Consider the following 23,270-nt stretch of genomic DNA (forward strand, 5'->3'; position numbering starts at 1 on the left):
TCCACCCTTCGGCGGTCGTCTCCCTACTCGACGACGTGGTATCCGTCGTCCGTCCGTTCGAGGTGGCCTTCGCCGCGGAGCGTCCCGGTAATCGAAAGCACCGTCCCGCGGCTCAGATCCAGCTGTGATTGAATCTCCTCGGCTGTCGCGCCGTCGTTGAGCGCAACGTAGAGGTAGACGAGTTTGGCACGAGCCGAATCGAGATCCGACGGAATCGAGATATCGTTCCCCCCTGCCGGTGTCGGTGTCATATGCGATCGATTCCGTCCCGTCACATTATAACTTCCCCGGGGCGGGTCACGATATCGCTTCCCACACCGGTACCGGTCCAGCGCCGACCGCCCCCCAGACGAGGCGCTTTTGTACTCGCCACAGAGAGTCTGTACGGAAACGATGTCGACGCACATTACCGTCCTCGCACTCTTGACTGGCTTGCTTACCGGTGCCCTGTTTCGGTTCCTCAACATCCCGATCCCAGCACCACCGGAACTGCCCGGTATCATGGGAATCATCGGTATCTATATCGGATACAAACTGATCGCGTATTTCGACGTCGGGATCGACCTGCTCGAGATACTCGGCGTCTGAGTTCTCGAACTGATCGAAAAGCGGCACGAACCTGGGGAGAGCAGTCTCGGAATCGATCGAAAAGCGCCGCTGAGAGTTCGAGACGACAAAGAACGGGTAGAGACGACCGGTGTCAGTCCCGAATGCGGTCGAGAATCGAGGCGCGGCGGTCGTCGGGTTCGACGGTGAACGAGCCGTCGCGATCGAGACACCCCAAACGCGTTCATAGGGATTATCGTAGGAGTTCATAGTTTGCCCGCGGAGGACCGGGATACAGCGCCGAAGGAGGGGCTTCAGAACCTCCGGTTGGCTACGATAATCCCTATCAGTAACTGCGCTCTTTCGGCTCGTAGGCCTTGTTTTCGCCGTCGAGGATGACGGGGCGGTAGAAGACCGACGGCTCGCCGTCGTCCCACGAAATCAACGTGTGCTTGAGCCAGTTCTCGTCGTCGCGGATCTGGTTTTCCTGTCGCCAGTGAGCACCGCGGAACTCGTTGCGCACGAGCGCGCCGAGTGCGATCGTTTCGGCGACGTCGATCAGGTTCCGCGTCTCGTAGGTCATCTGGAGGTCGGTGTTGAACGTCCGGGAGGGGTCGTCGACGTAGACGTCCTGGTACTCCTCCCGACACTCGCGAATGATCTTCAGGGCCTTTTTGATCCCCTCTTCAGTCCGGAACACGTTGACGTAGTCGGTCATCGCGTTCTGGAGCTTCTGGCGGATTTCGGCGTGCTGGACGCCCGAATCTTTGTTCATGAGCCGATCGACGCGGGCGCGTTCCGTTTCGACGGCGCGTTCGAGGAGACCTTGGGCGTCAGCAGTGACTCCACCATCGGCAGCGACGCCGTCGTCGGTATCGATTCCCGCACTGCCGGGTGCAACGGGGAAGTCGACGCCGTCTTCGTCCTCGACGTCTGCGCCGTAGCCGGTTTCGATCTCGGCTGCGCCCAGATCGTCGCCGGCGGCGTGGCGACCGGCGCGCTTGCCGAAGACGATCAGTTCCGGCAGCGCGTTGCCACCGAGGCGGTTGGCACCGTGGACGGAGACGCAGGCGCATTCGCCGGCCGCGTAGAGGCCGTCGATACAGCTCTGACCGTTCTCGTCGACTTCGATGCCACCCATCGCGTAGTGCTGGCCGGGCTTGACCGGCATCGGTTCGACGAGCCCGTCGACGCCCTCGAAGTCCTCCGCGAGGTGGAGGATGTTCTCGAGGCGATCGAGGATTCGCTCTTCGCCCAGATGGCGCATGTCGAGGTGGACGTACTCGTCGTTGACGCCGCGTCCCTCGGAGACTTCGGTGAGTTCCGCGCGGGCGACGACGTCCCGCGAGGCGAGTTCGCCGTCGTTGTTCGCGTAGCCGTACTCGAACATGAAGCGCTCCCCGTCGTTGTTGAAGAGGATTCCGCCCTCGCCGCGGACACCCTCACTGATGAGGACACCCGTCGACGGAAGCGAGGTCGGGTGGAACTGGATGAACTCCATGTCCTCGAGCGGCGCCCCCGCGCGGTAGGCCATCGCGTGGCCGTCGCCGGTACAGGAGACGGCGTTGGTCGTGTGGTCGAACGCCTGTCCGGGTCCGCCGGTCGCGAGGACGACGCCCTTGTTCGCTTTGAACCCCTCGACCTGACCGGACTGGACGTCGTAGGCGACGACGCCATGGCACTCCCGATCGTTCGGGTCGGCCTCGTCGGTCGTCGCGAGGTTCATCACGTACCACTCGTCGTAGACCTGAATGCCCCGTTTGACGACCTGCTCGTACATGACGTGCAGCAGGTGGTGGCCGGTTTCGGCCCCGGCGTAGGTCGTTCGCGGGAACGAGAGGCCACCGAACGGGCGCTGGGAGACGCGGCCGTCTTCCTCGCGGGAAAACGGCATCCCCCAGTGTTCGAGGTTGATCGTCTCCTCGGGGGCGTCCTGTGCGAGGGTCTCGACAGCGGGGGCGTCACCGAGATAGTCGGAGCCTTTCATCGTATCGTAGGCGTGAAGCTCCCAGTCGTCGCCCTCGCGGAGCGCGGCGTTGATTCCACCCTCCGCTGCGCCGGTGTGGCTGCGGACGGGGTGTAGTTTCGTGACCATCGCCACGTCTGCGCCCGCTTCTTCCGCTGCGATCGCAGCCCGGAGGCCGGCACCGCCGGCGCCGACCACGATAACGTCGTGTTCGTACATGATTACCAGAATTTCAGGTTTTTCTTGACGGCCTCACGCTTGAGCTCCTGAATGTGCTCGGTGAGGGGGATGTCTTTCGGACACACCTCGGTACAGGAGAACTGGGTCTGGCACCGCCAGACGCCGTGTTCCTGTTCGAGAATGCGGAGTCGGTGCTCTTTGATCTCCTCGCCTTCGCGTTCGTCCATCGCAAAGCGGTAGGCTTTGTTGATCGCCGCCGGGCCGAGATACTCGTTGTCGCCGGCTGCGATATTACACGAGGACATACAGGCGGCACACCAGATACACCGCGTCGACATCTTGACCTTTTCGCGGTTCTCGCGGGTCTGGCGCTGTTCTTCGAGGTCGCCGTCGGGGAGGTCTTCGTTCTGGAAGTACGGCTCGACGGCGTGCATCTGGTCGTAGAAGTGGTCCATGTCGACGACCAGATCCTTGACGACCTCCTGGTGTGGAAGCGGCTCGATTCGGACGGGGTGTTTAAGATCCGAGATCTGGGTCTTACAGCCCAGTCGCTGTTTCCCGTTGACGAAGAAGGCGTCCGAGCCGCAGACGGCCTGTCGACAGGAGTGTCGGAAGGTCAGCGACGAATCGTACTCGTCGCGGGCGTACATGACCGCGTCGAGGACGGTCATCCCCTTCTCGAAGGGGACGTAGAAGTCGTCGAAGCGCGGTTCCTGTTTCCCCTCGACTTCGGGGTCGTACCGGAACACTTTGATGAGGACCGTCTCACCCTCGAGTTCGGTGTCGTCGATCGCGGTCTGGTCGATCTCACCGCCCGATCGTTCGCGCTCGTCGATCGGTGACTGTGCCCCTCGCATTTCGGGGTCCTCCGGTGCCTCTTGACTCTCCGGCTGTTCGGGTTCGTGTTGTTGCGTGCTCATGTTAGGTCCATCCTGCCATAGCGAGTGCGACGTAGATTCCCTGTACGACGAGTGCAACGCCGGCGACGACGAGCACCGCCAGTACGGCCTTCCGCTGGGTACCCTTGAGCCCCTGGTTGACGAGGGCGTTGTAGACGCCGTTGAGCCCGTGGAAGGCACCGGCGATCAGGAACAACACCATCGTCAGGAAGTACCCGACGTATTCCATTCGGGCCTGCGTCCCCGCAAAGGTTACGTCCGCCGCGTGGTTGACGAAGTGGAGTTGGAAGAAGTGGAACGCGAGCGTAACGATTAGAAACGCCGCTGTAATCCGCTGCAGGAGCCATCCGGTTCCGCCCGGCGTGAACGAGGAGTAGCGTTCCGCCATCAGAAGCCCACCCCGATCAGGAACGTTGGGACGCTCGCGACGGTGATAGCACCCGTCAACACCAGCGAGGCGTAGAAACTCTTGTCTTGCGAATCGAGGCCGATACCGAGGTCGACCATCAACAGGCGAAGTCCGTTCAGGATGTGGAAGACGGCCACTGCGAGGAGGCCGACTTCGAGGATTCGAATAATGAAGAGTTCTTCGAGTCCCTGGATCGTCGTCGTGTAGACGTCCGTCTCCGCTTGAATCGCCGATACATCGCCCGCTGCGCCGATAGCAGTACTCAAGACGGCGATGTGGGTAAACAGGTAGCCGATCAGCATCCACCCGGTGAACTTGTGGAAGATCCACGCCCACATTCCGGCCGAGAACTCCTTCCAGCGACCGAAGTCCTCGATGAGACCGCGATTGTAAGACTGACTCATGCGCTCATGTGGACCGTTTGACCGTGGGGGTATAGAAGTTACTTTTGTCGCCCCGAGTTTCCGATTACGCCGATCGTTGTCACGGAGACACACACCGGATCACTGATGGCTTTCCGCTTGCCAGACCGGCCTGGATGTGGGATGGCCGATCGCGATCGACACAGCGGCGGCGCGCGTCGGCCGCGCTCGTTGCGATCGGTCGGTCGTCTCGCAGTCTAGTGATCGATCCCGCGACGGCGTCAGTCCCGCAGCGGCTCTCTCGACTGGTCGACGGTACGCTCGCGTTCGAGCGCCGTGTGGGTATCCGGTGAGAGGCCGACGAGATGACAGAGCGGGTTCCCCGGATACACCACGGGGTTTTCGAGCACGCCGACGATCAGCCCCGTAAACGGCGCTTCGACAGTGACGATGTCGTCTTCTTCCTTGAACGGGTTGGTGATCGTACAGATCACGTCGCCCTCCTCCGCGAGTGTGCCTCGGCCGCGTTTCATGTCGACGATGCCGCCCGCGTCCGCCCGGAGCCACGTCTTCTCGTCGTCGTCGTTGATCACCGTCCGCCAGCCGGGCCAGTGGACCGACGAGTCGGGGTGAAGGCCGAACTCCGCGAGGACGCTCGCGACGCCGGTCAACGCCCGATCGATCAGCCGGCGCTGGAACCGGTGGGCTTCGCCCATCTCGATCGTGATCGTCGGCACGCCGGCGACGGTCGCCTCGCGGCGGAGCGTTCCGGAGGGGCCCTCGCCGGCGATGATAACGTTGGAACTGAACGCGTACGCGAGTCGTTCGACCGACGGATCGGCCATGTCTGCCCGGACGTGAAGCATGTTGGTCCGGCCGCGCGTCGACGTATGAAAGTCGAGCCCCAGATCGCATGGTTCGATGAAGTTCGTGAAAATCTGGTGGGCCATTCGCCGGGCGCTGGTCGATCCCTCGCGGCCGGGAAACGATCGGTTCAGATCCCGATCGTAAATCGGGAGGTATCGCTCCTGTGCGAGAAAGCCGGGAACGTTCATTACGGGAAGACAGATGAGGGTCCCGTGGAGGTCGGCGTGGTTCCAGTCGTGGGCGACCTCGCGGACGACTTCGATCCCGTTGAGTTCGTCACCGTGGGCCGCCGCAGAGAGAAATACCGTCGGCCCAGGGTGCTCGCCGTTGATTACCGTCACGGGAATCCGAACCGGGTCCCCGAGGTAGGTCTCGCTAATTCCGTACCGAATGTTCGCCGATTCGCCGGGGTCGACTCGTCCCCCGTTATACGTAAACGCGTCATTGATAGGGTCCGAGTCGTCCCCGCTCGAAGGCGGGTCGTCCACGTCGCTCATGTACGGCTCTCGGTGCCCATCACAGAGAGTCTTTCCGGTCGATGCCTACTCCGTGGGGTAAGCCCCATGTTGGGGAACGACTGGCAGGCGCATCCGTCCTTGTCACCGCCCCAGTAACTCTCGTCGATCGGTCGGCCCGACAGCTGCAGCACTGGGCATACGTTTAGTACGATGGCGTGCTAAAGAGGGGCATGGACGTACGACAGGCATCCCCGGACGATAGTGAGGCGATTCGCTCGATCGCTTCCCGATCCCTCGGTTCGAGCTACACGGATTTTCTAGACGAAGAGACGATCGAGGACGCGGTCGCACAGTGGTACGGCGACTCGCTGGCCGACGCGATCGACGCCGAGCACACCCTCTTTCTGGTGGCCGAACGCGACGGTGAGGTCGGCGGGTTTTCACAGAGCGAACTGGTCGGACAGCAGTACGATACCGGCCAGATCCGCTGGCTCCACGTCGATCCGAATCACCGCGGAAGCGGGATAGGGGTGCGACTGCTGGTACTGACTCGCGAGAAACTGCTTGAGATGGGCGCAGACCGGATACAGGGGTTCGTCCTCGAGGACAACGAGGACGGAAACGAGTTCTACGAGGGCAACGGCTTCACGCGGGCCGGCCAGCGCGAGGTAGAGATCGGCGACGAGACGTTCACCGAGAACGTCTACGTCGAGGGCGAAATCGACGACGGCGACTGGAGCGTCATCGACGAACTCGAGACCGAAGACGAGACGATATACGTCAGCTACGGGGAAGCTACTCGGGGGTCTAAATCGCCGTTTTACGTCGCCTACGAGACGGCGGACCACGCGACGCTGTACGGCTGGTTCTGTGGCAACTGTGACTCCCTCGACAACGCGATGGACACGATGGGCCGAATCAAGTGTAACGTCTGTGGCAACCAGCGGAAGGCGACCCGGTGGGACGCCTCGTACCTCTAGACCGCAATTTTTCCCAGAGAGCGTCGTTTTGCTGGTACTCTCCGACTTCCAGTCAGTCTCCCGTGATCGACACCGCCGAGTACGATGCCATTACGCCGACCGTTCGCCGTGACTACCGATGGCCTTCGTTCCGTGAGGACCGTACATCCCGTCGTTGTCACGGCCGTTGACGATCGTCCCGTTCACCGGCGCAGTGTCCCGCCGCTGTCGACTGTTGTGACGGGCTTCTTCGTGTTGTCGCTGCATTACAATTGTCCGTTCGGTCCACGTGAGTGACGAGGCTGTTGCCACCGACCGCGCTATCGGTCCCGGCCGCCCGTGCGTTTCGTCGCCGCTTTCCACGGGAGCGGACCGACCGTTCGAGACGGGGACACACTCACCCTCGCGACCTTCCGATACATGAACAGACAGGATCACATCGTCCACGGGTTCAAAGCAACGCTCGTCGCTCGGGCCATCTACATGGTTTCGAGCGCACTGTTGATGTTTCTGCTCGCGCGGTATCTTCTCGACCCCGACGGCTACGGGGCGCTCTACTGGGCGATCGGTATCCTCGCCGTCGTGCAACTGTTTGCGGACCTCGGTCTCGGGAAGTCCGCCGCGCGGTACATCTCGGAGTACCGGGAGGCGGATCCGGGACAGCTCCCGCACCTGATTCGGACGACGATCGCGGTCAAACTCGGCTTGCTCTCGCTCGTCGCGGGCCTGCTTCTGATCTTTCACGATCGGATCGCGATCCTGCTGGGCGATCCCGAGGTCGCTCCCTTTCTCGCTGCAGGCGTGCTCTACGTCGTCGTTTTCTCGTTTAGCACGTTCACGCAAGTCGCCTTCCAGGGGTTCAATAACCTCGACTACAGCGCGGCGGTGCAGGCGATTAGCGGAGCCACGCGACTGCTCTTTGCCGTCGCGTTCGCTCTACTCGGACTCGGGGCCCTCGGCGCGTTCTTCGGCTACATCGTGGGGTACGCGATCGCCGCTGCGGTCGGCCTGACGATTCTGTACCTCGAGTTCTACCGGGACTACGAGCCGGCGACCGAATACGAGGAGGGACTCTCGCGCCGCCTGCTCGAGTACAGCGTTCCGCTCACGGCGACCCGAAGCGCCAACGTTATCGACAAACGGATCGACGTCGTCCTCGTCGGGTTCTTCCTCACGCCCGTCGCCGTCGCCTTCTACACGCTCGGCAAGCAAATTTCCGACTTCGTCCTCGCGCCTGCGGAGTCGCTCGGCTTTACGATCTCGCCGAACTTCGGCGAACAGAAGGCCGCGGGCCAGCTCGACGAAGCCCGCCAGATCTACGAGACGGCGCTCGAACAGACGCTCTTGCTCTACATCCCCGCAGCCGCCGGCCTCGCGATCGTTGCCGACCCGCTCGTGACTATGGTGTTCGGCTCCGACTACGCCGGCGCGGTGCCCGTCTTGCAGATTCTCTGTGCGTTCATCGTGCTCATGGCGATCACGAACCTGACGAGCGACGGACTAGATTATCTCGGGCGCGCACGGTCGCGAGCGATCGCCAAGGGAATCGCCTCGACCGCGAACTTCGGGCTGAATCTGGCGTTGATCCCGACGATCGGCGTCGTGGGGGCCGCCGCCGCGACGGTCGCCACGCATTCGTTTTACGTGGGAGTGAACCTCTACATCGTCCACAGCGAACTCTCGTTGCGAGTCGAGCGACTCGCGCGCCGGATCGGCACGATCTGTGGGATCACCGGCGTGATGGCGGTGGCCGTCTTGCTCGTCTCGCCGCTGATCTCGAACGTGATCATGCTCCTGGTGGCGATCGCATTCGGGGCCGGGACCTGGGCAGTGCTGGCCGTCGCGAGCGGACTGGTCGACCCTCGCGAGGTTCGATCGGTCGTCACGTGAGGCCGGACGTCAGGTTCGATCGGTCGTCACGTGGTTCGGTTCTGACACGAAGTCAGTGAATCACCGCTGTGGAGTGCGATTGATTGTTAATACTTATCTGCACAGTTGCCGTGGGGCGTGTATGGCCGCCGATCCCGTCACAGTCGGTGTATTGAGTCTTCATACGAGCAAGGAAACGAAAGCAATACTCAACGCTGTCGAGGCACTCGGACACGACACGGAGTGGCTTCGCAACGAGAACACGTCGATCCACGTCAGCGACGGGAGCGTCGTCATCGAACCGCAGGTCGACGTGATCGCAAACCGGATGCTCCTCTCGAAAACGGAACAGCCGGCCGAACTTCTCGGGCTTGCGAATACGTTCCGGAATCTCGTGCCGATGCTCAACCAGCCCAGTTCGGTGCTGACGGCCGTTCACAAACTCTCGACGGCCACGGCGCTCGCGGCAAACGACGTTCAGACGCCCGACGTTACGCTGGCGCTCAGCAACGAGAACTTAAACGCCGTCCGGGATCGGTACGGCGAGGAAGCGGTGTACAAGACGGCGATCGGCACGCACGGTGGCGGCACGTGGAAAGTCGGCCCGAACGAACCGGTCAACGCGAAGGTCGGGAACCGGTACGCCTTCCTGCAGGAACTCGTCGATCGAGACGACGCGCGACACCGCGACGTGCGGGTCTACGTCGTCGACGGCGAAATCATCAGCGCGATGTATCGCTACGCGCCGGACAACGACTGGCGAACCAACGTCGCCCTCGGCGGTTCCGTCGAGGACGCGACGGCGGACCTCCCCGAAGCGGCCCGCGAGATGGCTCGCCGCGCCGCGACGACGGTCGGGCTGGATTACGCGGGCGTCGACCTCGTCGAGAGCGACGAAGGCTGGTTCGTCCTCGAAGTTAACCCGACGGCGGGATTCAAGGGGCTCTACGAGGCGACGGACGTCAGCCCGGCCCCGTACATCGCACAGCTCGCGATCGAACAGGCCGGCGGGGAGGTCGATGCCGAACGCGTACGGGAGCTTTCCGCGGTGCTCGACGACTCACAACCGACTGCGCGTCCGATGGAGGCGGTGACGACGGACGAGCAGCCGAAACTCATCGGCTACACGGAAGAGGTCGTGCTCTCGGGAACGAGCGGTTCGAAGTCGGTGATCGCCAAATCCGACACCGGGGCGACGCGGACGAGTATCGACACGTCGCTCGCGGCCGACATCGGGGCAGGACCGATCAAGTCGATCACGAAGATCCGCTCCGGAAGCAGCAAGACCGCAAAGAGCCGTCCGGTCGTCGACGTCGTCGTCGGCGTCGGCGGCACCCAGCACACCGTCACCGCGAGCGTCGAAGACCGCAGCCACATGGACTACGCCGTCTTGCTCGGGCGGGACATCCTCGAGAACTATCAGGTCGACGTGAGTCGACGCGTCGACGGCGACGTTCGCGACACGCCCGAAGAAGAGGAGTAATACCGTCAATCTGCGATCACCGTCACGGACTGGTACACCACCTCCTGGTGGCGATGCAGGTCTCGTCGATGCAGATGAGGGCACACTGGACCAGCACGGCACTTCGATCGTTGGAAATGTTGCTTGGGCTGCAGCGAAGACTTCGTTATCAAATTAGGCAATCTTCACACGAAAATAGACAACATTGGTTTTCGATAGACAATCTTATTATCTGGAAGCAGCATTCCCCCTGATGATGCAAAGGTCTGACCAAGACTGGTGGCCGGATACGCTGAACCTGGACATTCTCGATCGGAACACTCGCCCGTCCGATCCGATGGATGAGGCGTTCGATTACGCCGAAGAGTTCCAGAAACTTGACCTCGACGCGGTGAAGGCGGACATCGAAGACGTGATGACGACGTCCCAGGAGTGGTGGCCCGCCGATTACGGCCACTACGGGCCGTTGTTCATCCGGATGGCCTGGCACAGTGCGGGTACCTACCGTACCACCGACGGCCGGGGTGGTGCCTCGGAGGGTGCCCAGCGGCTGGCACCGATCAACAGCTGGCCCGACAACGCGAACCTCGATAAGGCCCGGCGGCTGCTCTGGCCGGTCAAACAGAAGTACGGCCAGAAACTATCGTGGGCGGACCTGCTGATCCTGGCCGGGAACTGCGCCCTCGAGTCGATGGGGTTCGAGACGTTCGGCTTCGCCGGCGGCCGCGAAGACGCCTACCAGCGCGACACGGCCGTCGACTGGGGACCCGAAGACGAGATGGAAGCGTCCGATCGCTTCGACGACGACGGGGAACTCATCGGATCGCTCGGCGCGACCGTCATGGGACTGATCTACGTGAATCCGGAGGGACCGGACGGCGAACCGGATCCGGAGGGGTCGGCGAAGAACATTCGAGAGTCCTTCGGCCGCATGGCGATGAACGACGAGGAAACGGCCGCGCTCATCGCCGGCGGTCACACGTTCGGCAAAGTCCACGGTGCCGACTCCGGCGACAACCTCGGAGCGGTGCCCGAAGAGGCCCCAATCGAGAAGCAGGGCCTCGGCTGGGAGAGCGAGCACGGTTCCGGAAAAGGGCCGGACACGATCACCAGCGGGATCGAGGGACCGTGGAACACTACGCCGACCCAGTGGGACATGGGGTATATCGACAACCTCCTCGAGTACACGTGGTGGCCGGAAAAGGGACCCGGCGGTGCGTGGCAGTGGACCACACAGAACGGCGAGCTGGACGACGCCGCACCGGGCGTCGCGGATCCGTCGGGGAAAGAGGACGTCATGATGTTGACGACGGACATCGCCCTGAAGCGTGATCCCGACTACCGGGAGGTCCTCGAGCGCTTCCAGGAGAACCCGGCCGAGTTCCAGCAGGCCTTCGCGAAGGCGTGGTACAAGCTGGTTCACCGTGACATGGGACCGCCGTCTCGGTTCCTCGGTCCGGAGGTCCCCGACGAGGAAATGCTGTGGCAGGACCCGCTGCCCGACGTCGATCACGAGCTAATCGGAGACGAAGCGATCGCGACGCTCAAAGCGGATCTTCTCGATTCGAAGCTGTCTCTCTCTCAACTGGTCACGACCGCCTGGGCGTCGGCATCGACCTACCGCGATAGCGACAAACGCGGCGGGGCCAACGGCGCCCGAATTCGCCTCGAACCGCAGAAAAACTGGGAGGTAAACGAGCCGGAGCAACTGGAAACGGTGCTTTCGACTCTCGAAGAGATTCGAGCGGAGTTCAACGGTTCGCGATCCGACGACGTTCGCGTCTCGCTTGCCGACCTGATCGTGTTGGGCGGCTGTGCAGCCGTCGAGCAGGCGGCGGCGGATGCCGGGTACGACGTTGAGGTTCCGTTCGAACCGGGCCGAACCGACGCCTCGCAGGAGCAAACTGATGTCGAATCCTTCGAGGTGCTCGAACCGGACGCCGACGGGTTCCGGAACTACGTCGGCGGCGACCACGACCAGCCGCCGGAGAACCTGCTCGTGGACAAGGCTGAGCTGCTGAATTTGACCGCACCCGAAATGACGGTGTTAGTCGGCGGGATGCGAGCGCTGGACGCAAACTACCAGGACTCTGACCTCGGCGTGTTCACCGACCAGCCCGAAACGTTGACCAACGACTTCTTCGTGAACCTACTCGGCATGGACACGGAGTGGGAACCGGCTTCGGACGACGAGAACGTGTTCGAGGGATACGATCGCGAGACCGGCGAACTGAAATGGAAGGGAAGCCGCGTCGACCTCATCTTCGGCTCCCACTCCCGGCTCCGAGCCGTCGCAGACGTCTACGGCGGTGCCGACGCCGAGGAGAAATTCGTCCACGACTTCGTCGACGCGTGGCACAAAGTGATGAGCCTCGATCGCTTCGACCTCGAGTAATCTGAGCTGAGAGTACGGGTCGGGACCGTGGACGGCGTCTCGACGGCGTCTATCTACGGTCCCCGCTTCGGCCTCAGTCTCGCCATCGAATCGGTCCTCGATGACAAGCTGCGTATCGTCGAAGACGAGCATCTCGATTTCCGGCTTCTATTGCGAAACCGTAATCACGACTTGCACACGGGGATTCCAGCCGCCCAGCACGCGGAGACGGGAAATAGTCGATTACTGGTTTCGGTTCTGATAGAACGACCGTCGGCGACGGGACGTCGTCTCGCGGGCGCACCGTCGATCGTGAGGGGCCAGTACCGGTTTCGGATCGATTTTCTCGCGACGCTATCGTTCGTACGGACTACTGGGACGGTTTCCGGGACAGCCTGAACCGTCTGCAGTTGTACCGCTCAACGGTTACGCCAATCCGCCTCGAGGTGATCGGGATTTCGTCGACCGAAACGCCGTCGCTCATCGACGGCAAAAAACAGGAAAACAGAGGCGGATTAATCGAATATTCCGTTGCCGTTTTCTCCGGATTCGTTGTCTGCAGTGTCGTTGCCGACAGGTTCGTCGTCTGCAGTTTCGTTGTCTGCAGGCTCTTCGTCTTCCGGTTCATCCGCTGCAGGTTCGTCTTCCGTTTCGCCTCCGTTGGTGGTGACGTCCACCTCGAGCAGGTTGGCTTCCGCGTCGCGGAAGGAGGCGTTTCCGTTCATCGTCCCCGAATCGCCCTCACTGAGGTCGGCCTCGTCTTCATCCACGAAGAAGTACCCCAGTACGCCTCCGGTTCCGACGTCGAAGGAGACCGCGTACGCGTCCCAGTCACTGATAGTCTCGAACTGGTCGTCGTAGCTTTCCAGGATGCTATCTCGGGTGCCCGACTCGAACTCGGCGAGGACGTCGAAGTCCGCATCGGGGTAGTAGTCCTGCCCGGAGACGACGACTTCTCCGCCTCCACCTTCCGCGTCGTCTTCCTGTGCAGTCACACTTCCCGCGGTAGCGCCGGCACCGACTGCGAGTGCAGTCGCGGCCAGCGTGCCCTTCTTCATGAACGTGCGGCGTGAGTCGCCGTTGTGATCGTCGTCCATCATGCCTCGGTCTCGTTCGTGTCTCCGTTTTCGGTCTCGTTCATGTCTTCGTCGTCCGTTTCTTCGTCGTCCGTTTCTTCGTCGTCTTCTTCTTCGGTGTCCGTTCCGCCACCATCAGTGGTGACATCGACGTCGAGCAAGTTGGCTTCCGCATCGCGGACGGAAGCAGATCCGGTCATCGTTCCCGAGCCGCCTTCGCTGAGGTCAGCATCGTCGTTGTCCACGAAGACGTATCCCAGCACGCCACCCGTCCCAACGTTGAAGTTGACCGCATACGCATCCCAGTCACTGATTGTCTCGAACTGGTCCTCGTAGCTCTCCATGATGCTATCCCGGGTGCTCGACTCGAATTCGGCGAGGACATCGAAATCCACGTCGGGATAGTAGTCCTGCCCGGACACGGTGACTTCTCCATCGCCTTCTTGCGCTGCTGTACTCCCCGAGGCAGCGCCAGCACCGACTGCGAGTGCGGTCGCGGCCAGCGTGCCCTTCTTCATAACCGATCGACGCGTGTCTCCGTTTTGATCTTCGTCACTCATATCTCTCATGCCCTGCTGGGCAACGGCGCTTGGCTGACAGTTCGCATAAAGAGCCACGTCCGTTTCAATTTCCCAGAGAACCATTTCACGGATTAATGCCGAGAAACGGTAGCTGCGACCGAAAACGCCACTGTGTTCCTTGATTCACCCACATTCTCTAAAAGACATGATTGCCGCATCGGGTCGCTTCAGCATCCAGTCAAATATCTTATTTATGTACTGCTATTACGATACGATTCGTGCTTGATTCGGTGATCCACGGCCGGAAACCGAACCGGTGTCGTCCACCTCGTTGCATCTTTCATTACCCGCCCGCCATCTCGAGTAACGACCGAGGCCCCCGTTTCCGGGGTCGTTTCTCTTGTTTCGCCGACGACTTGTCCGGAGGACGGTGCTGCGGATCACGTCGTTTCCGCGCCACGCCTCCGGGGTAACAACCAATTTCGACCCGGTTTCGAGTCGGCGGTCGGTCCCACCACCATCGAACCCGACGGGAGCCTATCCGCGCAGGGGCCGCGGAACTGCCGCCTCGGCCGACGTGCCTACGCGGTCGATTCGTACTCGGCCCAGATGTACCTCGTCGCGATCGACCGGTACGGTTTCCACCGATCTGCAATCGCTCGCATCTCGGCTCTCGACAGTTCGTTTCCGTCGCCGTACAGCTGCTCGATTCCCCGGCGGACGGCGAGGTCTCCGAGCGGCAAGACATCGGGGCGGTCCAGAACGAACAGGAGGTACATTCGGGCCGTCCACTCGCCAACGCCCGTGATCTCGGTGAGGCGATCGACGACCTCGTCGTTGGAACACTCCGCGAGTCCCTCCCTCGTATAGTCACGTTCCTGAAACGCCCGCGCAGCGTTCCGAATGTACGCGACCTTGCTCTGGGAGAGGCCCGCATCTCGCAGGGCGGCTTCGTCGGCGGTCAGAACGGTTTCGGGCGTTACGTCCCCGCCGAGGTAGTCGAACACCCGTTCGCGGACGGCGGTCGCACTCGCCGTCGAGAGTTGCTGGTTGATAATCGAGATGCAGAGGCGTTCGTACTCCTCCCAGTCCGGTTCGACGTAGGGGTCGTGTCGATCGATCAGCTTCGCCATCACGGGATCCTCTCGCAGGACGGAATGTGCTGCCTCGTTCATCATCGTTCGTCGATACTGGGAGACGGGGCCGGGAATGCATAGGCGTCTCGGTTGGCGAACCGTGAGGTGGGTAGCCGTGACGGTCACTCGAGATGGTGGTAGTCGAGTTCGTACCCTTCCTCGAGTGCCTCTCGGACCCCTGGATTCGGCTCGGAGACGCCGCGGCGACGGATCGAGAGCCCGCTTTCGTCGGCGGAGACGAGCAGGTTCGCCCGCCAGTCGCCGTCCGTCTCCGGGGCGTCCGTCCGGTAGTGTGCGCCGCGGGACTCGGTTCGTTCGAGTGCGGCCCGGCACATTGCCTCGGCGACGGTCAGGCTGAACGAGAGATCGACCGCGAACTCGAACGATCGGGACGTTCGATCGCCCTCGACGCGGAGGTCTGCCGTCCGATCGCGAATCCCGGCGATCTCGGCGAGACTCCGCTCGAGGCCCTCGGCGTCACGGAGGATGCCAACGCTGTCCCACAGGACTTCCCCGAGGTCCGCGAGGAGTTCCGAGGGGGTGACGCTGCCGTCCGAAGCTGCCAGGTCATCGAGTGCGTAGAACTCGCGCTGTGCGAGGGCGCGGTGGCTGCCCGTGAGTTCGGGGGCTTCGTCCGCGGCGGTGAGTTTGCTCACGACGTGACGGCCGACGAGCGGGGCGATCGCGACGGTTTCGGCCAGCGAGTTGCCACCGAGTCGGTTCGCACCGTGGACCCCTGCGACCGTTTCACCGACGGCGTAGAGACCCTCCACGCCGGTTTCGCCCGTCTGGAAGTCGATGTCGACGCCACCCATGGTGTAGTGGGCGGTGGGGCCGACTTCCATCGGTTCTCTGGTGATATCGACGCCGAGCGATTCGAAGCGCTCGACCATCGTCGGCAGTCGATCGCGGATGTAGTCAGGATCGCGGTGGGAGATATCGAGATGAACCCCGTCGTGTTCGGTGCCACGCCCTTCGCGGACCTCCTGGGCGATCGCTCGGGCGACGACGTCCCTGGCGTCGAGTTCCATCTGGTCCGGCGAGTATCGCTCCATAAAGCGCTCGCCGTCGCTATTGTAGAGTCGTCCGCCTTCGCCGCGGACGGCCTCTGTGACGAGCCGGCCGTCCCACTCCTCGCCGTAGCGTTCGCCGACCATCCCTGTCGGATGGAACTGGACGAATTCGAGGTCCATCAGGCGAGCACCCGCTTCGAGCGCGAGCGCTTGCCCGTCGCCGTTGTTCTCGTCGTCGCGCGAGGAGTGGCGGTGGTACGCCGCCGAGAAGCCGCCGGCCGCCAGCACGACGTGGTTCGACCGGAACAACAACCCACGCCCGGTCTCCATATCGAACCCGACTGCGCCGTCGATCCGGTCGCCGTCCGACAGCAGCCGCGTGATCATGACGTTGTCGCGGTACGGAATCTCGAGTGCCTGTGCGCGATCGACGAGCGTTTCGAGCATCGCCTCGCCGGTTCGGTCCCCCACGAAACACGTGCGGCGGTAGGACTGCGCCCCGAAGTATCGCTGGTTGATCGCTCCGTCTTCGGTTCGATCGAACGGCATCCCCCACTGTTCGAGTTCGCGGATTCGATCGGGCATGTGCCTCGCCGTGAGTTCGACGGCCTCGGGGTCGTTCAGGTGGTGGCCCTCGTTCAGGGTGTCCGCGGCGTGAATTGTCCAGTCGTCGTCGGGATCGAGCGACCCGAGCGCGGCGTTGATCCCGCCGGCAGCCCAGGTCGTGTGCGCATCACCGTGGTCGCTCTTGCCGATGACGAGCGGTTCGACACCGGATTCAGCGAGTTCGATCGCGACACGGGCCCCCGCCGCGCCGGCCCCGATAACGAGGACGGGTGACGTGACGACTTCGTATTCACTGTCGTCGGTCGTTTCTTCCGCTCCGTCCGCCGCGTCGAGTCGACCTTCGACACCGCTTGCGTGGTCAGTCGTCGATGCGCGCTGGTCGCTGGGCGGGTTTTGCCTCATAGTAGACTAGGGGGACCAGACGGGTATAGGCACCATCCCAAACGACGCAGGGCGGTCATAGGACAGGGTGGTCACGGGACGGAGACGGGATAGCCACAGGGCTTAGAACGAAGCGATCGGGGGTTAGTCCGAAATTCCCATGGTGCAAAAGAAGTTATATGTCTCTTGACATTCGGTCTGCCTGTAATGGATACCCCACACGATGTCGGTGATACCCGGACGATCGGTGACGGATCGACCGCGACGGTAGAAACGGAGTACGAGACCGCAGAGGATGCGCTTGGATCGCTGCGTGCGATGACCAGACTGTTTCTGGATGCAGAACACGGCACACTAGACGGTGTGTCCAGAACGGTCGAGGCTGAGTTCCCCGGCACCGATGACTTCGAGGGGAAAGCGAAGGCCCTCGGTCACGCACGGAACGCAAAAGACATCATCACCGAGGACAGCGGCGGGTCGATCGACGTGAGTCTGCAGTACGTTGGGCCACTGGACGACTACGACTCTCACCGGATTCGAATTCACATCAACGGTGGCGAAGTGTGACCGAACTCTCGCGCCTGGACACGGTTTCGACGGCGATCACACTCGTTCGGCGGCACCGACCATGACCGAAACGATTCCCGTCGGACGACAGCCGGATTTGACCACCGACGACCCGTTCCCGAAAGCCGTCTTCCGGTGCGTGTACGAGTGCCTGGATTCGCTGGGGTACGATGTTCCGAGTCACGAGGCGTACGCGGTTCCGGCCGGCGCGGAGGGCCTCCGAGCCGACGCCGGTATCCTCCCGGAGTTCATGGTCGGGGCGCACAACGACATTCCCGATCTGATTCGGACTGGCATTCTGTTCCCGTTCGATCTCGAAGCGACACTCGACGAACAGGTGGCCACCGACTCCGACGCACACGTCACGACACAGTTCGTCGACGGTGAACTGGGGCTTGTAGACGCGCTCCGAGCGCTTCAGACGCGGAACCAGATCGATCTCGCGGTGCACAACGTTCGGCAAACCGTCGAGAAGAATACTGATCATCCGCCGTCGGAAATCGTAGCGTACGCACTCGCAACGTACGCCAAAGGGTGGCTGGTGGAGTCCGTTCTGGCTGCACACGATCGGTTCTCGAAGGGGGACGACTCGGACGATACGGACGGAAAGGATCTGTTCGATACGATCGCCAATGAGTGGGTACAGGTAAAATCCGTAACGAGTATGGCGAGCAAGAGTCGGAAGAAACTGGACGCACACGACGTCTCGTACCGGTATTACCAGTTCGATTGTGCGGGGAATATCATCGTCGGTCGGGATCCCAACGAGGTAAACGGCGAGGCTGCGGACGTGAAGGGAATGCCGAAAACGCTCATCAAACGGTGCCATTCAAACTACAAATTTCAGGGACGAACCTACAGATATCTCTGGTGGTGAGCGAGCGTGTGGTATTCGACTACCGAGGAGTGGTGGCGACGCGTTCGGCCTACTGACTCCGGTTAGAAAAAGCATTAATACCGCGCTCAGAAAACGAATTCTACTGATGCCTCAGTTGATAACTCGGCACTCGGAGGCGAGTTCCTCGTGACGGATCGATCGCTGCCGACGCGAGTCCGATCGCTGCTCACTCGGAATCGTCTTCGGATCGTTTTTATTGCCGTTCTTCTCCTTTCTGCGGCCGTACTCGCGGCCGCGGCGTCAGACAGTCTCTCGACGGCGTCCGAAGACGACGTTCCGACTGCACCCGAAACGGACAATCATACAGTCATCACTGAATCGGGGCGTGCGGGAACGATTACCGCGTACGCGCCGGACGGCGAGGTCATGTACTACGATAATACGCGAACGAAGTACTTCGATGTCGACCCCGTCGAAGACGATCCGCTAACCGTCGAGTACGTAGCGACGGACACCATCCACAGCGAGGGACCGACCTGTAGCAACCCGCCGTGTGCGAAAAACGTCCTCGAGCGGGTCGACCTCGAGACCGGCGAGGTCGAGGTACTCTACGAGCGTTACGATTACAAGGAGACTGCTGGCGAGTGGCACGATGCGGACCGTATCGACGACTCGCGCGTCCTGATCGCCGACATCGTCGCGGACCAGGTGTTCATCGTGAACACCGAGACGGAGATCGTCGAGTGGCTGTGGGACGCCCAGAGTGACTTTCCGGTCGAAGGCGGTGGTCCGTATCCCGGAGACTGGGCGCACATCAACGACGTCGAATACATCGAGGAGGGCGTCCACGACGGCCACGTGATGGTCAGCCTTCGGAATCAGGATCAGGTCGTCTTCATCGATCCCGACGAGGGACTGCTGGAGGAGTGGACCCTCGGCTCCGAGGACGACTACGACGTCATGTACGAACAGCACAACCCGGATTACATCCCCGAATCGAGGGGTGGTCCGGCAGTCATCGTCTCCGATTCCGAGAACGGACGCGTCGAGGAGTTCCAGCGCGAGGACGGCGAGTGGACCCGTAGCTGGGAGTGGGCGGACGATCGAATGCAGTGGCCGCGGGACGCCGATCGGCTGCCGAACGGGAACACGCTCGTCACCGACACGCACGGAAATCGCGTCATCGAGATCGATCGAAACGGCGAGATCGTCTGGCAGGTCGCATCGACGCTTCCCTACGAGGCAGAGCGGCTCGAGACGGGTGACGAGAGCGCGGGTGGGGCCAGCGCCGACGCACTCGGCCTCGAATCCCAAACGGCCGACAGCGCCTCCGGGGACGGCGGGTTCGGCGTCCTCGCGGCGGTCAGCGATGTCGTCGATTCGGTCGTCCCCCATCGGGTCAAGAACGGAATTCTCTTCGCGACCCCAGTGTGGATGGGACGCCTCGAGTTCGCCGTCGCTGGCGTCGCCCTCCTGACGGGTCTCAAATGGATCGGTCTCGAGATCGGGTGGCGTCTCCGAGACAGCGGACTCGGCTTCCGGCACCCGGTTTACCGCCGAGGCGAGGAGTAAGGTGGCCAGGCAACGGACCGGCGGCTCCGTGCGACCCACTTGCGGACGATTCAGCGAGCGGTACGACGGCGATTGCTCATAGGGATTATCGTAGGTGTTCATAGTTTTCCTCTGAAGGACCGAGACACAGCGCCGAAGGCCCGGTTTCGAGATCTCCGGTTGGCTACGATAATCCCTATCAGAAGAAGACGAGTAAGTGGCCGCCCAGCAGGTAGAGGGCAGCGAGAATCGACTGGAAGGACAGCGATCCGATCGCCGAGAGAACGACGAACGATCGGCCGTCCATTTCGGAGAGTCCCGCCGGAACGGTAAGCACCCCTCTCACGAAGAGCATCGTATTACTGGCGGCGACGGCGATTCCTCCCCACCGGTCGAACCAGCCGTCGAACCGCTCGAGTCGCGATTCCGTGAGTGGGAACCATCGCTTTTGCAGGACGTATTCCCGGCCGACGCGGCGGACGAGACAGAACAGGACGAACTGACCGATCGTCGTCCCGACGACTGCGATGGTGACGATCGTGATCGCAGACGGGATCGAGGAACCGATTAGCGCCAGCGCCCCCGGAACGACCAGTTCGCTCGGCATGAATCGCAGCATCATCGCGCCTTCGAGAATGCAGATCCCGAGCAAGACGACGAACGCGAACTCCGAGGTAAACAGCGACTCAAGCCAGGGAGGAATGGCGTCGAGTTGCAGCGGTTTCATTGGTGGCTGGTACGACATCCTGAATGTAAGTGTTGGCGGTTCGACGGTCTACTGGTTCGTGAACGTAGTCTGATGCTATCGACGGGGAACGAAACTGCACAACGCTCTGTGTGACACACGACCCCAAGATATGTGCACCTGGCGTCCGAACGGGCGTCCGATGGAGCCGGACCGAACGCTGTTTCTCGCGGGCGCGATTTTCACGCACGCCGTCGTCGGATACGCACTCGTTCGTGGATTCACCGACGCAGATCCGCGGATCGGGATTCTCTTTGGAATTGCTCCGGACGTGGATTTTTTGTTTCCTGCTGCGTGGGGGTGGCCACTGGTTCACCGTGGACTCACTCACACACCAGTTTTCGCGATTATCGTCGTCGTTGGAACGTACGCGATCTTTCGCAACCGAACGATCGCACTCGGGATCGGGTTGGCGTCCGGGTCCCATCTCGTCATCGACTCGCTTTCGCCGATGGGTATCGCGTGGCTGTTCCCGCTCCAGACGAGCGCGAGTCTCGGGGTTCCCGTTCACGGACCGGTTGCGACAGCAGGACTGTGGTGCCTCTCGATCGGAATCATCGCGAGGGACGCGGGTGCGGTCCCGTCGATTCCGTAGCCCGAATCCGCGATCGGTCCGGGCCGCGCGTCGAGAAACGGACGACTACGTCCCGAGAATCACAGCGGCCACCGGCCCCGCGGAATCGAAACGGCCACGATCTCTCGGAGAACCTGCCCGGTACCGACGTTGTGCGACGGGTGTCAAATCGCGAAAGCAAGCGAGGCGAGTAACGTTCCCGAGCCGACGATCAGGAGCACTCGATTGACCTGCGAATTCTTCGATTTGAACAGGTTGAAAGTGACGTGCTTCCGCGACAGGGGTGCCAGGGGGCTGATCCCCATCGGTGTCACGATGTCACCCGCGAGGTGAGCGAGAATGCTGCAGGTTCCGACGATAAATCCGAATCGAAACGCGGGACCGGAATCGAGGAGTTGGCTCGCTCCGAGACCCGCGACCGCTCCGACGAGGAGGGCAAACCAGACCGTGTGGGTGGGACCGCGGTGGCGAAGCCACGGAAGTGGCTCGTCGATATCCGGCAGGTTCGCGAGTCCGATGGCGAGTCCCGCGCCCACCACCGCCATCTCGAGCGACCAGTAATAACTCACCAGCGGCAAGAACGGGGCATACAGCAACGCGTTGAACCCGGCGTGACCACCTCGGTACATGACGGCTGAATACGTGATCGTCGGGGGCGAACGGGGATTAACCGCTCGGTCTCGTCGAGAGCCGATCGATCACTCGAGTGTCCGGACGCCGAACGCCGAAACCGAGACGCCGCCGATCAGGACCGGCATCCAGTAGATCGCCCCGCGAAAGATGAGGACGGCCGCGGTGACCGCCGATGCGGCGACGCCGGTCGTCGGGACGAGCAGCGCGACGAACGCGGCCTCGATACCGCCGAGTCCGCCCGGGAGCGGCGCCGCACCGGCGAGATTGGCTAGCGGAATCACGAACAAGAGGACGAACGGCGAAACGCTGTAGCCGATCGCGGCGAACGCCGCCGAGAGCGCCGCTACCTGGAAGAGCCAGCCGGCCATCGAGAGGCCGATTACCGCGAGGAGGCGGTAGCGATCCGTCGCGACGCGCTCGACGTTCTCGAAGAACCGCTCCAGTCGGTCCGTCAGATCCGCCTCGAGCGTTTCGGGGTCAAGTCGAGCGAGTCCGACCCATCCGACTCGCGACGCGAGGGCGGCGGGAAGCCGATCGACGACTGCGTGTCGGTTGCGCCAGACGAGCGTCATTGCGAAGGCGATCGTTACAATCAGCGCGACCGCAGCGCCGACGGCCATCTCGAGGCGATCACCGACGGCGGCGGTGGTCCCGTAGTAGCCGACACCGACGAGGATCAGCGAAACCGACGGCACGACGTTGAGCACGTCGACGGTTGCGATCGCCGCGAGTCCGGTCTCGTAGCGCGCACCAGAGACCTTCGAGACGAGTAAGGCCGCGACGGGTTCACCGCCGGCCTGACCGAATGGGGTGACGTTGTTGGCGAAGACAGCGCCTGTGTAGACGAAAAACGCCGTTCCGACCGGAACCTCGACGTCGAGAGCGAGGAGGATCTGTCGCAGCATCAGGCTCCAGGCGGCCAGCCAGCACAGCGCGAAGACGACGGTTACCGCGACCAGCGAGGGTGTAGCCGACCGTAGCGTATCGACGACGTCGCGCGTCCCGACGGCGAAAAGCAGGACGGCAAAGACGGCGACCGTCCCGAAAACGCCCAGAAGGAGGGCGCGTCTGTTTCGCTCTTTCATAGCAGATGTGGAGCGTCAGCTGCCTTGAAATGTCTGATTGCAACTGACTGCCGGTTGAGGACTCGTCGGCGCTGTGGTCAGGGCCTCGAGATGGTTCAGTCGCGTTCGGAGCACCCCTCGAGGCTTCGGAGCGCCCCCCGAAAAGATTGTACCGCGTCCGGGTCCCGCTTCGAGAAAACGGGTCTCGGAGCCGGGTTGTGGAGGACGTCGGTGGTACGGTGAGTCACAACGG

23 protein-coding genes are annotated in these 23,270 nt (G+C 62.3%); 9 read left to right on the forward strand and 14 right to left on the reverse strand.

What is annotated here, in order from left to right:
• Nucleotides 1-23 precede the first annotated feature (23 nt).
• Nucleotides 24-251 carry a MarR family transcriptional regulator gene (locus AC6I6L_RS02925; protein WP_497916215.1) on the reverse strand — a complete coding sequence of 76 codons (228 nt, stop codon included), beginning with the start codon at nucleotides 249-251 and terminating at the stop codon, nucleotides 24-26.
• A 142-nt stretch (nucleotides 252-393) separates the two neighbouring features.
• On the opposite strand from AC6I6L_RS02925, the gene AC6I6L_RS02930 reads away from it, so the two are divergent.
• On the forward strand, nucleotides 394-588 hold the full coding sequence (locus AC6I6L_RS02930) for a XapX domain-containing protein (RefSeq protein ID WP_497916216.1): 195 nt from the start codon (nucleotides 394-396) through the stop codon (nucleotides 586-588).
• 304 nt (nucleotides 589-892) lie between these two features.
• On the opposite strand, the gene AC6I6L_RS02935 is transcribed toward AC6I6L_RS02930, so the two are convergent.
• The 5 genes from AC6I6L_RS02935 to AC6I6L_RS02955 form a co-directional block, all read right to left on the reverse strand.
• Nucleotides 893-2,731: an FAD-binding protein gene (locus tag AC6I6L_RS02935; RefSeq protein WP_497916217.1), complete on the reverse strand. Its 1,839-nt coding sequence runs from the start codon at nucleotides 2,729-2,731 to the stop codon at nucleotides 893-895.
• A gap of 2 nt (nucleotides 2,732-2,733) precedes the next feature.
• The gene (locus tag AC6I6L_RS02940) at nucleotides 2,734-3,612 is read right to left on the reverse strand and encodes a succinate dehydrogenase/fumarate reductase iron-sulfur subunit (protein ID WP_497916218.1); all 879 of its coding nucleotides are present in this window, start codon (nucleotides 3,610-3,612) and stop codon (nucleotides 2,734-2,736) included.
• A gap of 1 nt (nucleotide 3,613) precedes the next feature.
• Nucleotides 3,614-3,979 (reverse strand): succinate dehydrogenase/fumarate reductase transmembrane subunit, encoded by a 366-nt coding sequence (locus AC6I6L_RS02945; protein WP_497916219.1) that lies wholly within the window; start codon nucleotides 3,977-3,979, stop codon nucleotides 3,614-3,616.
• Nucleotides 3,979-4,404, reverse strand: coding sequence for a succinate dehydrogenase, cytochrome b556 subunit (gene sdhC, locus AC6I6L_RS02950; RefSeq protein ID WP_497916220.1), 426 nt, complete (start codon nucleotides 4,402-4,404; stop codon nucleotides 3,979-3,981). The genes AC6I6L_RS02945 and sdhC overlap by 1 nt, the downstream gene beginning before the upstream one ends.
• Before the next feature lie 239 nt (nucleotides 4,405-4,643).
• The gene (locus AC6I6L_RS02955; protein WP_497916221.1) at nucleotides 4,644-5,726 is read right to left on the reverse strand and encodes a succinylglutamate desuccinylase/aspartoacylase family protein; all 1,083 of its coding nucleotides are present in this window, start codon (nucleotides 5,724-5,726) and stop codon (nucleotides 4,644-4,646) included.
• Between the two features lie 191 nt (nucleotides 5,727-5,917).
• On the opposite strand from AC6I6L_RS02955, the gene AC6I6L_RS02960 reads away from it, so the two are divergent.
• On the forward strand, nucleotides 5,918-6,667 hold the full coding sequence (locus AC6I6L_RS02960; protein ID WP_497916222.1) for a GNAT family N-acetyltransferase: 750 nt from the start codon (nucleotides 5,918-5,920) through the stop codon (nucleotides 6,665-6,667).
• A 90-nt stretch (nucleotides 6,668-6,757) separates the two neighbouring features.
• On the opposite strand, the gene AC6I6L_RS02965 is transcribed toward AC6I6L_RS02960, so the two are convergent.
• A complete protein-coding gene (locus AC6I6L_RS02965; protein ID WP_497916223.1) occupies nucleotides 6,758-6,913 on the reverse strand; it encodes a hypothetical protein in 156 nt (51 codons plus the stop codon).
• Nucleotides 6,914-7,066: 153 nt separating this feature from the next.
• Here AC6I6L_RS02965 and AC6I6L_RS02970 point away from each other — a divergent pair, with 153 nt between their 5' ends.
• From AC6I6L_RS02970 to katG, 3 genes are all read left to right on the forward strand, one after another.
• On the forward strand, nucleotides 7,067-8,536 hold the full coding sequence (locus tag AC6I6L_RS02970; protein WP_497916224.1) for an oligosaccharide flippase family protein: 1,470 nt from the start codon (nucleotides 7,067-7,069) through the stop codon (nucleotides 8,534-8,536).
• A gap of 121 nt (nucleotides 8,537-8,657) precedes the next feature.
• Nucleotides 8,658-9,998, forward strand: coding sequence for a RimK family alpha-L-glutamate ligase (locus AC6I6L_RS02975; RefSeq protein ID WP_497916225.1), 1,341 nt, complete (start codon nucleotides 8,658-8,660; stop codon nucleotides 9,996-9,998).
• 235 nt (nucleotides 9,999-10,233) lie between these two features.
• Entirely contained in the window at nucleotides 10,234-12,372 is a 2,139-nt protein-coding gene (gene katG, locus AC6I6L_RS02980) for a catalase/peroxidase HPI (RefSeq protein ID WP_497916226.1), read from the forward strand.
• Nucleotides 12,373-12,866: 494 nt separating this feature from the next.
• Here katG and AC6I6L_RS02985 read toward each other — a convergent pair whose 3' ends face one another.
• The 4 genes from AC6I6L_RS02985 to AC6I6L_RS03000 form a co-directional block, all read right to left on the reverse strand.
• Nucleotides 12,867-13,448, reverse strand: a complete 582-nt coding sequence (locus AC6I6L_RS02985; protein ID WP_497916227.1) for a calcium-binding protein — start codon at nucleotides 13,446-13,448, stop codon at nucleotides 12,867-12,869.
• Nucleotides 13,448-13,987 carry a calcium-binding protein gene (locus tag AC6I6L_RS02990; RefSeq protein WP_497916228.1) on the reverse strand — a complete coding sequence of 180 codons (540 nt, stop codon included), beginning with the start codon at nucleotides 13,985-13,987 and terminating at the stop codon, nucleotides 13,448-13,450. The genes AC6I6L_RS02985 and AC6I6L_RS02990 overlap by 1 nt, the downstream gene beginning before the upstream one ends.
• Before the next feature lie 542 nt (nucleotides 13,988-14,529).
• Nucleotides 14,530-15,123, reverse strand: a complete 594-nt coding sequence (locus AC6I6L_RS02995; protein WP_497916229.1) for a DNA-3-methyladenine glycosylase family protein — start codon at nucleotides 15,121-15,123, stop codon at nucleotides 14,530-14,532.
• Between the two features lie 83 nt (nucleotides 15,124-15,206).
• On the reverse strand, nucleotides 15,207-17,066 hold the full coding sequence (locus AC6I6L_RS03000) for an L-aspartate oxidase (RefSeq protein WP_497916230.1): 1,860 nt from the start codon (nucleotides 17,064-17,066) through the stop codon (nucleotides 15,207-15,209).
• A 186-nt stretch (nucleotides 17,067-17,252) separates the two neighbouring features.
• Here AC6I6L_RS03000 and AC6I6L_RS03005 point away from each other — a divergent pair, with 186 nt between their 5' ends.
• The 3 genes from AC6I6L_RS03005 to AC6I6L_RS03015 all read left to right on the forward strand — a co-directional run bounded on the left by AC6I6L_RS03005 (nucleotide 17,253) and on the right by AC6I6L_RS03015 (nucleotide 20,022).
• The gene (locus tag AC6I6L_RS03005; protein ID WP_497916231.1) at nucleotides 17,253-17,612 is read left to right on the forward strand and encodes a hypothetical protein; all 360 of its coding nucleotides are present in this window, start codon (nucleotides 17,253-17,255) and stop codon (nucleotides 17,610-17,612) included.
• Nucleotides 17,613-17,673: 61 nt separating this feature from the next.
• A complete protein-coding gene (locus AC6I6L_RS03010) occupies nucleotides 17,674-18,489 on the forward strand; it encodes a hypothetical protein (protein WP_497916232.1) in 816 nt (271 codons plus the stop codon).
• A gap of 147 nt (nucleotides 18,490-18,636) precedes the next feature.
• On the forward strand, nucleotides 18,637-20,022 hold the full coding sequence (locus AC6I6L_RS03015) for an arylsulfotransferase family protein (RefSeq protein WP_497916233.1): 1,386 nt from the start codon (nucleotides 18,637-18,639) through the stop codon (nucleotides 20,020-20,022).
• Between the two features lie 178 nt (nucleotides 20,023-20,200).
• Here AC6I6L_RS03015 and AC6I6L_RS03020 read toward each other — a convergent pair whose 3' ends face one another.
• Nucleotides 20,201-20,728 carry a DedA family protein gene (locus AC6I6L_RS03020; RefSeq protein WP_497916234.1) on the reverse strand — a complete coding sequence of 176 codons (528 nt, stop codon included), beginning with the start codon at nucleotides 20,726-20,728 and terminating at the stop codon, nucleotides 20,201-20,203.
• 160 nt (nucleotides 20,729-20,888) lie between these two features.
• Here AC6I6L_RS03020 and AC6I6L_RS03025 point away from each other — a divergent pair, with 160 nt between their 5' ends.
• Entirely contained in the window at nucleotides 20,889-21,341 is a 453-nt protein-coding gene (locus tag AC6I6L_RS03025; protein ID WP_497916235.1) for a metal-dependent hydrolase, read from the forward strand.
• Nucleotides 21,342-21,484: 143 nt separating this feature from the next.
• Here the strand turns inward: AC6I6L_RS03025 and AC6I6L_RS03030 are convergent, their stop codons facing one another.
• Together AC6I6L_RS03030 and AC6I6L_RS03035 are read right to left on the reverse strand one after the other, a co-directional pair.
• Complete coding sequence (locus AC6I6L_RS03030) at nucleotides 21,485-21,949, reverse strand: metal-dependent hydrolase (protein ID WP_497916236.1); 465 nt, start codon at nucleotides 21,947-21,949, stop codon at nucleotides 21,485-21,487.
• Between the two features lie 69 nt (nucleotides 21,950-22,018).
• Complete coding sequence (locus AC6I6L_RS03035; RefSeq protein WP_497916237.1) at nucleotides 22,019-23,038, reverse strand: lysylphosphatidylglycerol synthase transmembrane domain-containing protein; 1,020 nt, start codon at nucleotides 23,036-23,038, stop codon at nucleotides 22,019-22,021.
• Nucleotides 23,039-23,270: the final 232 nt, after the last annotated feature.

This window comes from Halosolutus sp. DAT137 (assembly GCF_059736405.1).

What these genes read in the sequence shown, in the direction of transcription:
- AC6I6L_RS03020 (WP_497916234.1), bottom strand. Translation starts at nt 20,728, where the DNA reads ATGAAACCGCTGCAACTCGACGCCATTCCTCCCTGGCTTGAGTCGCTG.
- AC6I6L_RS02970 (WP_497916224.1), top strand. Translation starts at nt 7,067, where the DNA reads ATGAACAGACAGGATCACATCGTCCACGGGTTCAAAGCAACGCTCGTC.
- AC6I6L_RS02955 (WP_497916221.1), bottom strand. Translation starts at nt 5,726, where the DNA reads ATGAGCGACGTGGACGACCCGCCTTCGAGCGGGGACGACTCGGACCCT.
- AC6I6L_RS02965 (WP_497916223.1), bottom strand. Translation starts at nt 6,913, where the DNA reads ATGCAGCGACAACACGAAGAAGCCCGTCACAACAGTCGACAGCGGCGG.
- AC6I6L_RS03025 (WP_497916235.1), top strand. Translation starts at nt 20,889, where the DNA reads ATGGAGCCGGACCGAACGCTGTTTCTCGCGGGCGCGATTTTCACGCAC.
- AC6I6L_RS03005 (WP_497916231.1), top strand. Translation starts at nt 17,253, where the DNA reads ATGGATACCCCACACGATGTCGGTGATACCCGGACGATCGGTGACGGA.
- AC6I6L_RS03000 (WP_497916230.1), bottom strand. Translation starts at nt 17,066, where the DNA reads ATGAGGCAAAACCCGCCCAGCGACCAGCGCGCATCGACGACTGACCAC.
- AC6I6L_RS02935 (WP_497916217.1), bottom strand. Translation starts at nt 2,731, where the DNA reads ATGTACGAACACGACGTTATCGTGGTCGGCGCCGGCGGTGCCGGCCTC.
- AC6I6L_RS02940 (WP_497916218.1), bottom strand. Translation starts at nt 3,612, where the DNA reads ATGAGCACGCAACAACACGAACCCGAACAGCCGGAGAGTCAAGAGGCA.
- AC6I6L_RS02985 (WP_497916227.1), bottom strand. Translation starts at nt 13,448, where the DNA reads ATGGACGACGATCACAACGGCGACTCACGCCGCACGTTCATGAAGAAG.
- AC6I6L_RS02975 (WP_497916225.1), top strand. Translation starts at nt 8,658, where the DNA reads ATGGCCGCCGATCCCGTCACAGTCGGTGTATTGAGTCTTCATACGAGC.
- sdhC (WP_497916220.1), bottom strand. Translation starts at nt 4,404, where the DNA reads ATGAGTCAGTCTTACAATCGCGGTCTCATCGAGGACTTCGGTCGCTGG.
- AC6I6L_RS02930 (WP_497916216.1), top strand. Translation starts at nt 394, where the DNA reads ATGTCGACGCACATTACCGTCCTCGCACTCTTGACTGGCTTGCTTACC.
- katG (WP_497916226.1), top strand. Translation starts at nt 10,234, where the DNA reads ATGCAAAGGTCTGACCAAGACTGGTGGCCGGATACGCTGAACCTGGAC.
- AC6I6L_RS03035 (WP_497916237.1), bottom strand. Translation starts at nt 23,038, where the DNA reads ATGAAAGAGCGAAACAGACGCGCCCTCCTTCTGGGCGTTTTCGGGACG.
- AC6I6L_RS02995 (WP_497916229.1), bottom strand. Translation starts at nt 15,123, where the DNA reads ATGAACGAGGCAGCACATTCCGTCCTGCGAGAGGATCCCGTGATGGCG.
- AC6I6L_RS03010 (WP_497916232.1), top strand. Translation starts at nt 17,674, where the DNA reads ATGACCGAAACGATTCCCGTCGGACGACAGCCGGATTTGACCACCGAC.
- AC6I6L_RS02990 (WP_497916228.1), bottom strand. Translation starts at nt 13,987, where the DNA reads ATGAGTGACGAAGATCAAAACGGAGACACGCGTCGATCGGTTATGAAG.
- AC6I6L_RS02925 (WP_497916215.1), bottom strand. Translation starts at nt 251, where the DNA reads ATGACACCGACACCGGCAGGGGGGAACGATATCTCGATTCCGTCGGAT.
- AC6I6L_RS02960 (WP_497916222.1), top strand. Translation starts at nt 5,918, where the DNA reads ATGGACGTACGACAGGCATCCCCGGACGATAGTGAGGCGATTCGCTCG.
- AC6I6L_RS03030 (WP_497916236.1), bottom strand. Translation starts at nt 21,949, where the DNA reads ATGTACCGAGGTGGTCACGCCGGGTTCAACGCGTTGCTGTATGCCCCG.
- AC6I6L_RS02945 (WP_497916219.1), bottom strand. Translation starts at nt 3,979, where the DNA reads ATGGCGGAACGCTACTCCTCGTTCACGCCGGGCGGAACCGGATGGCTC.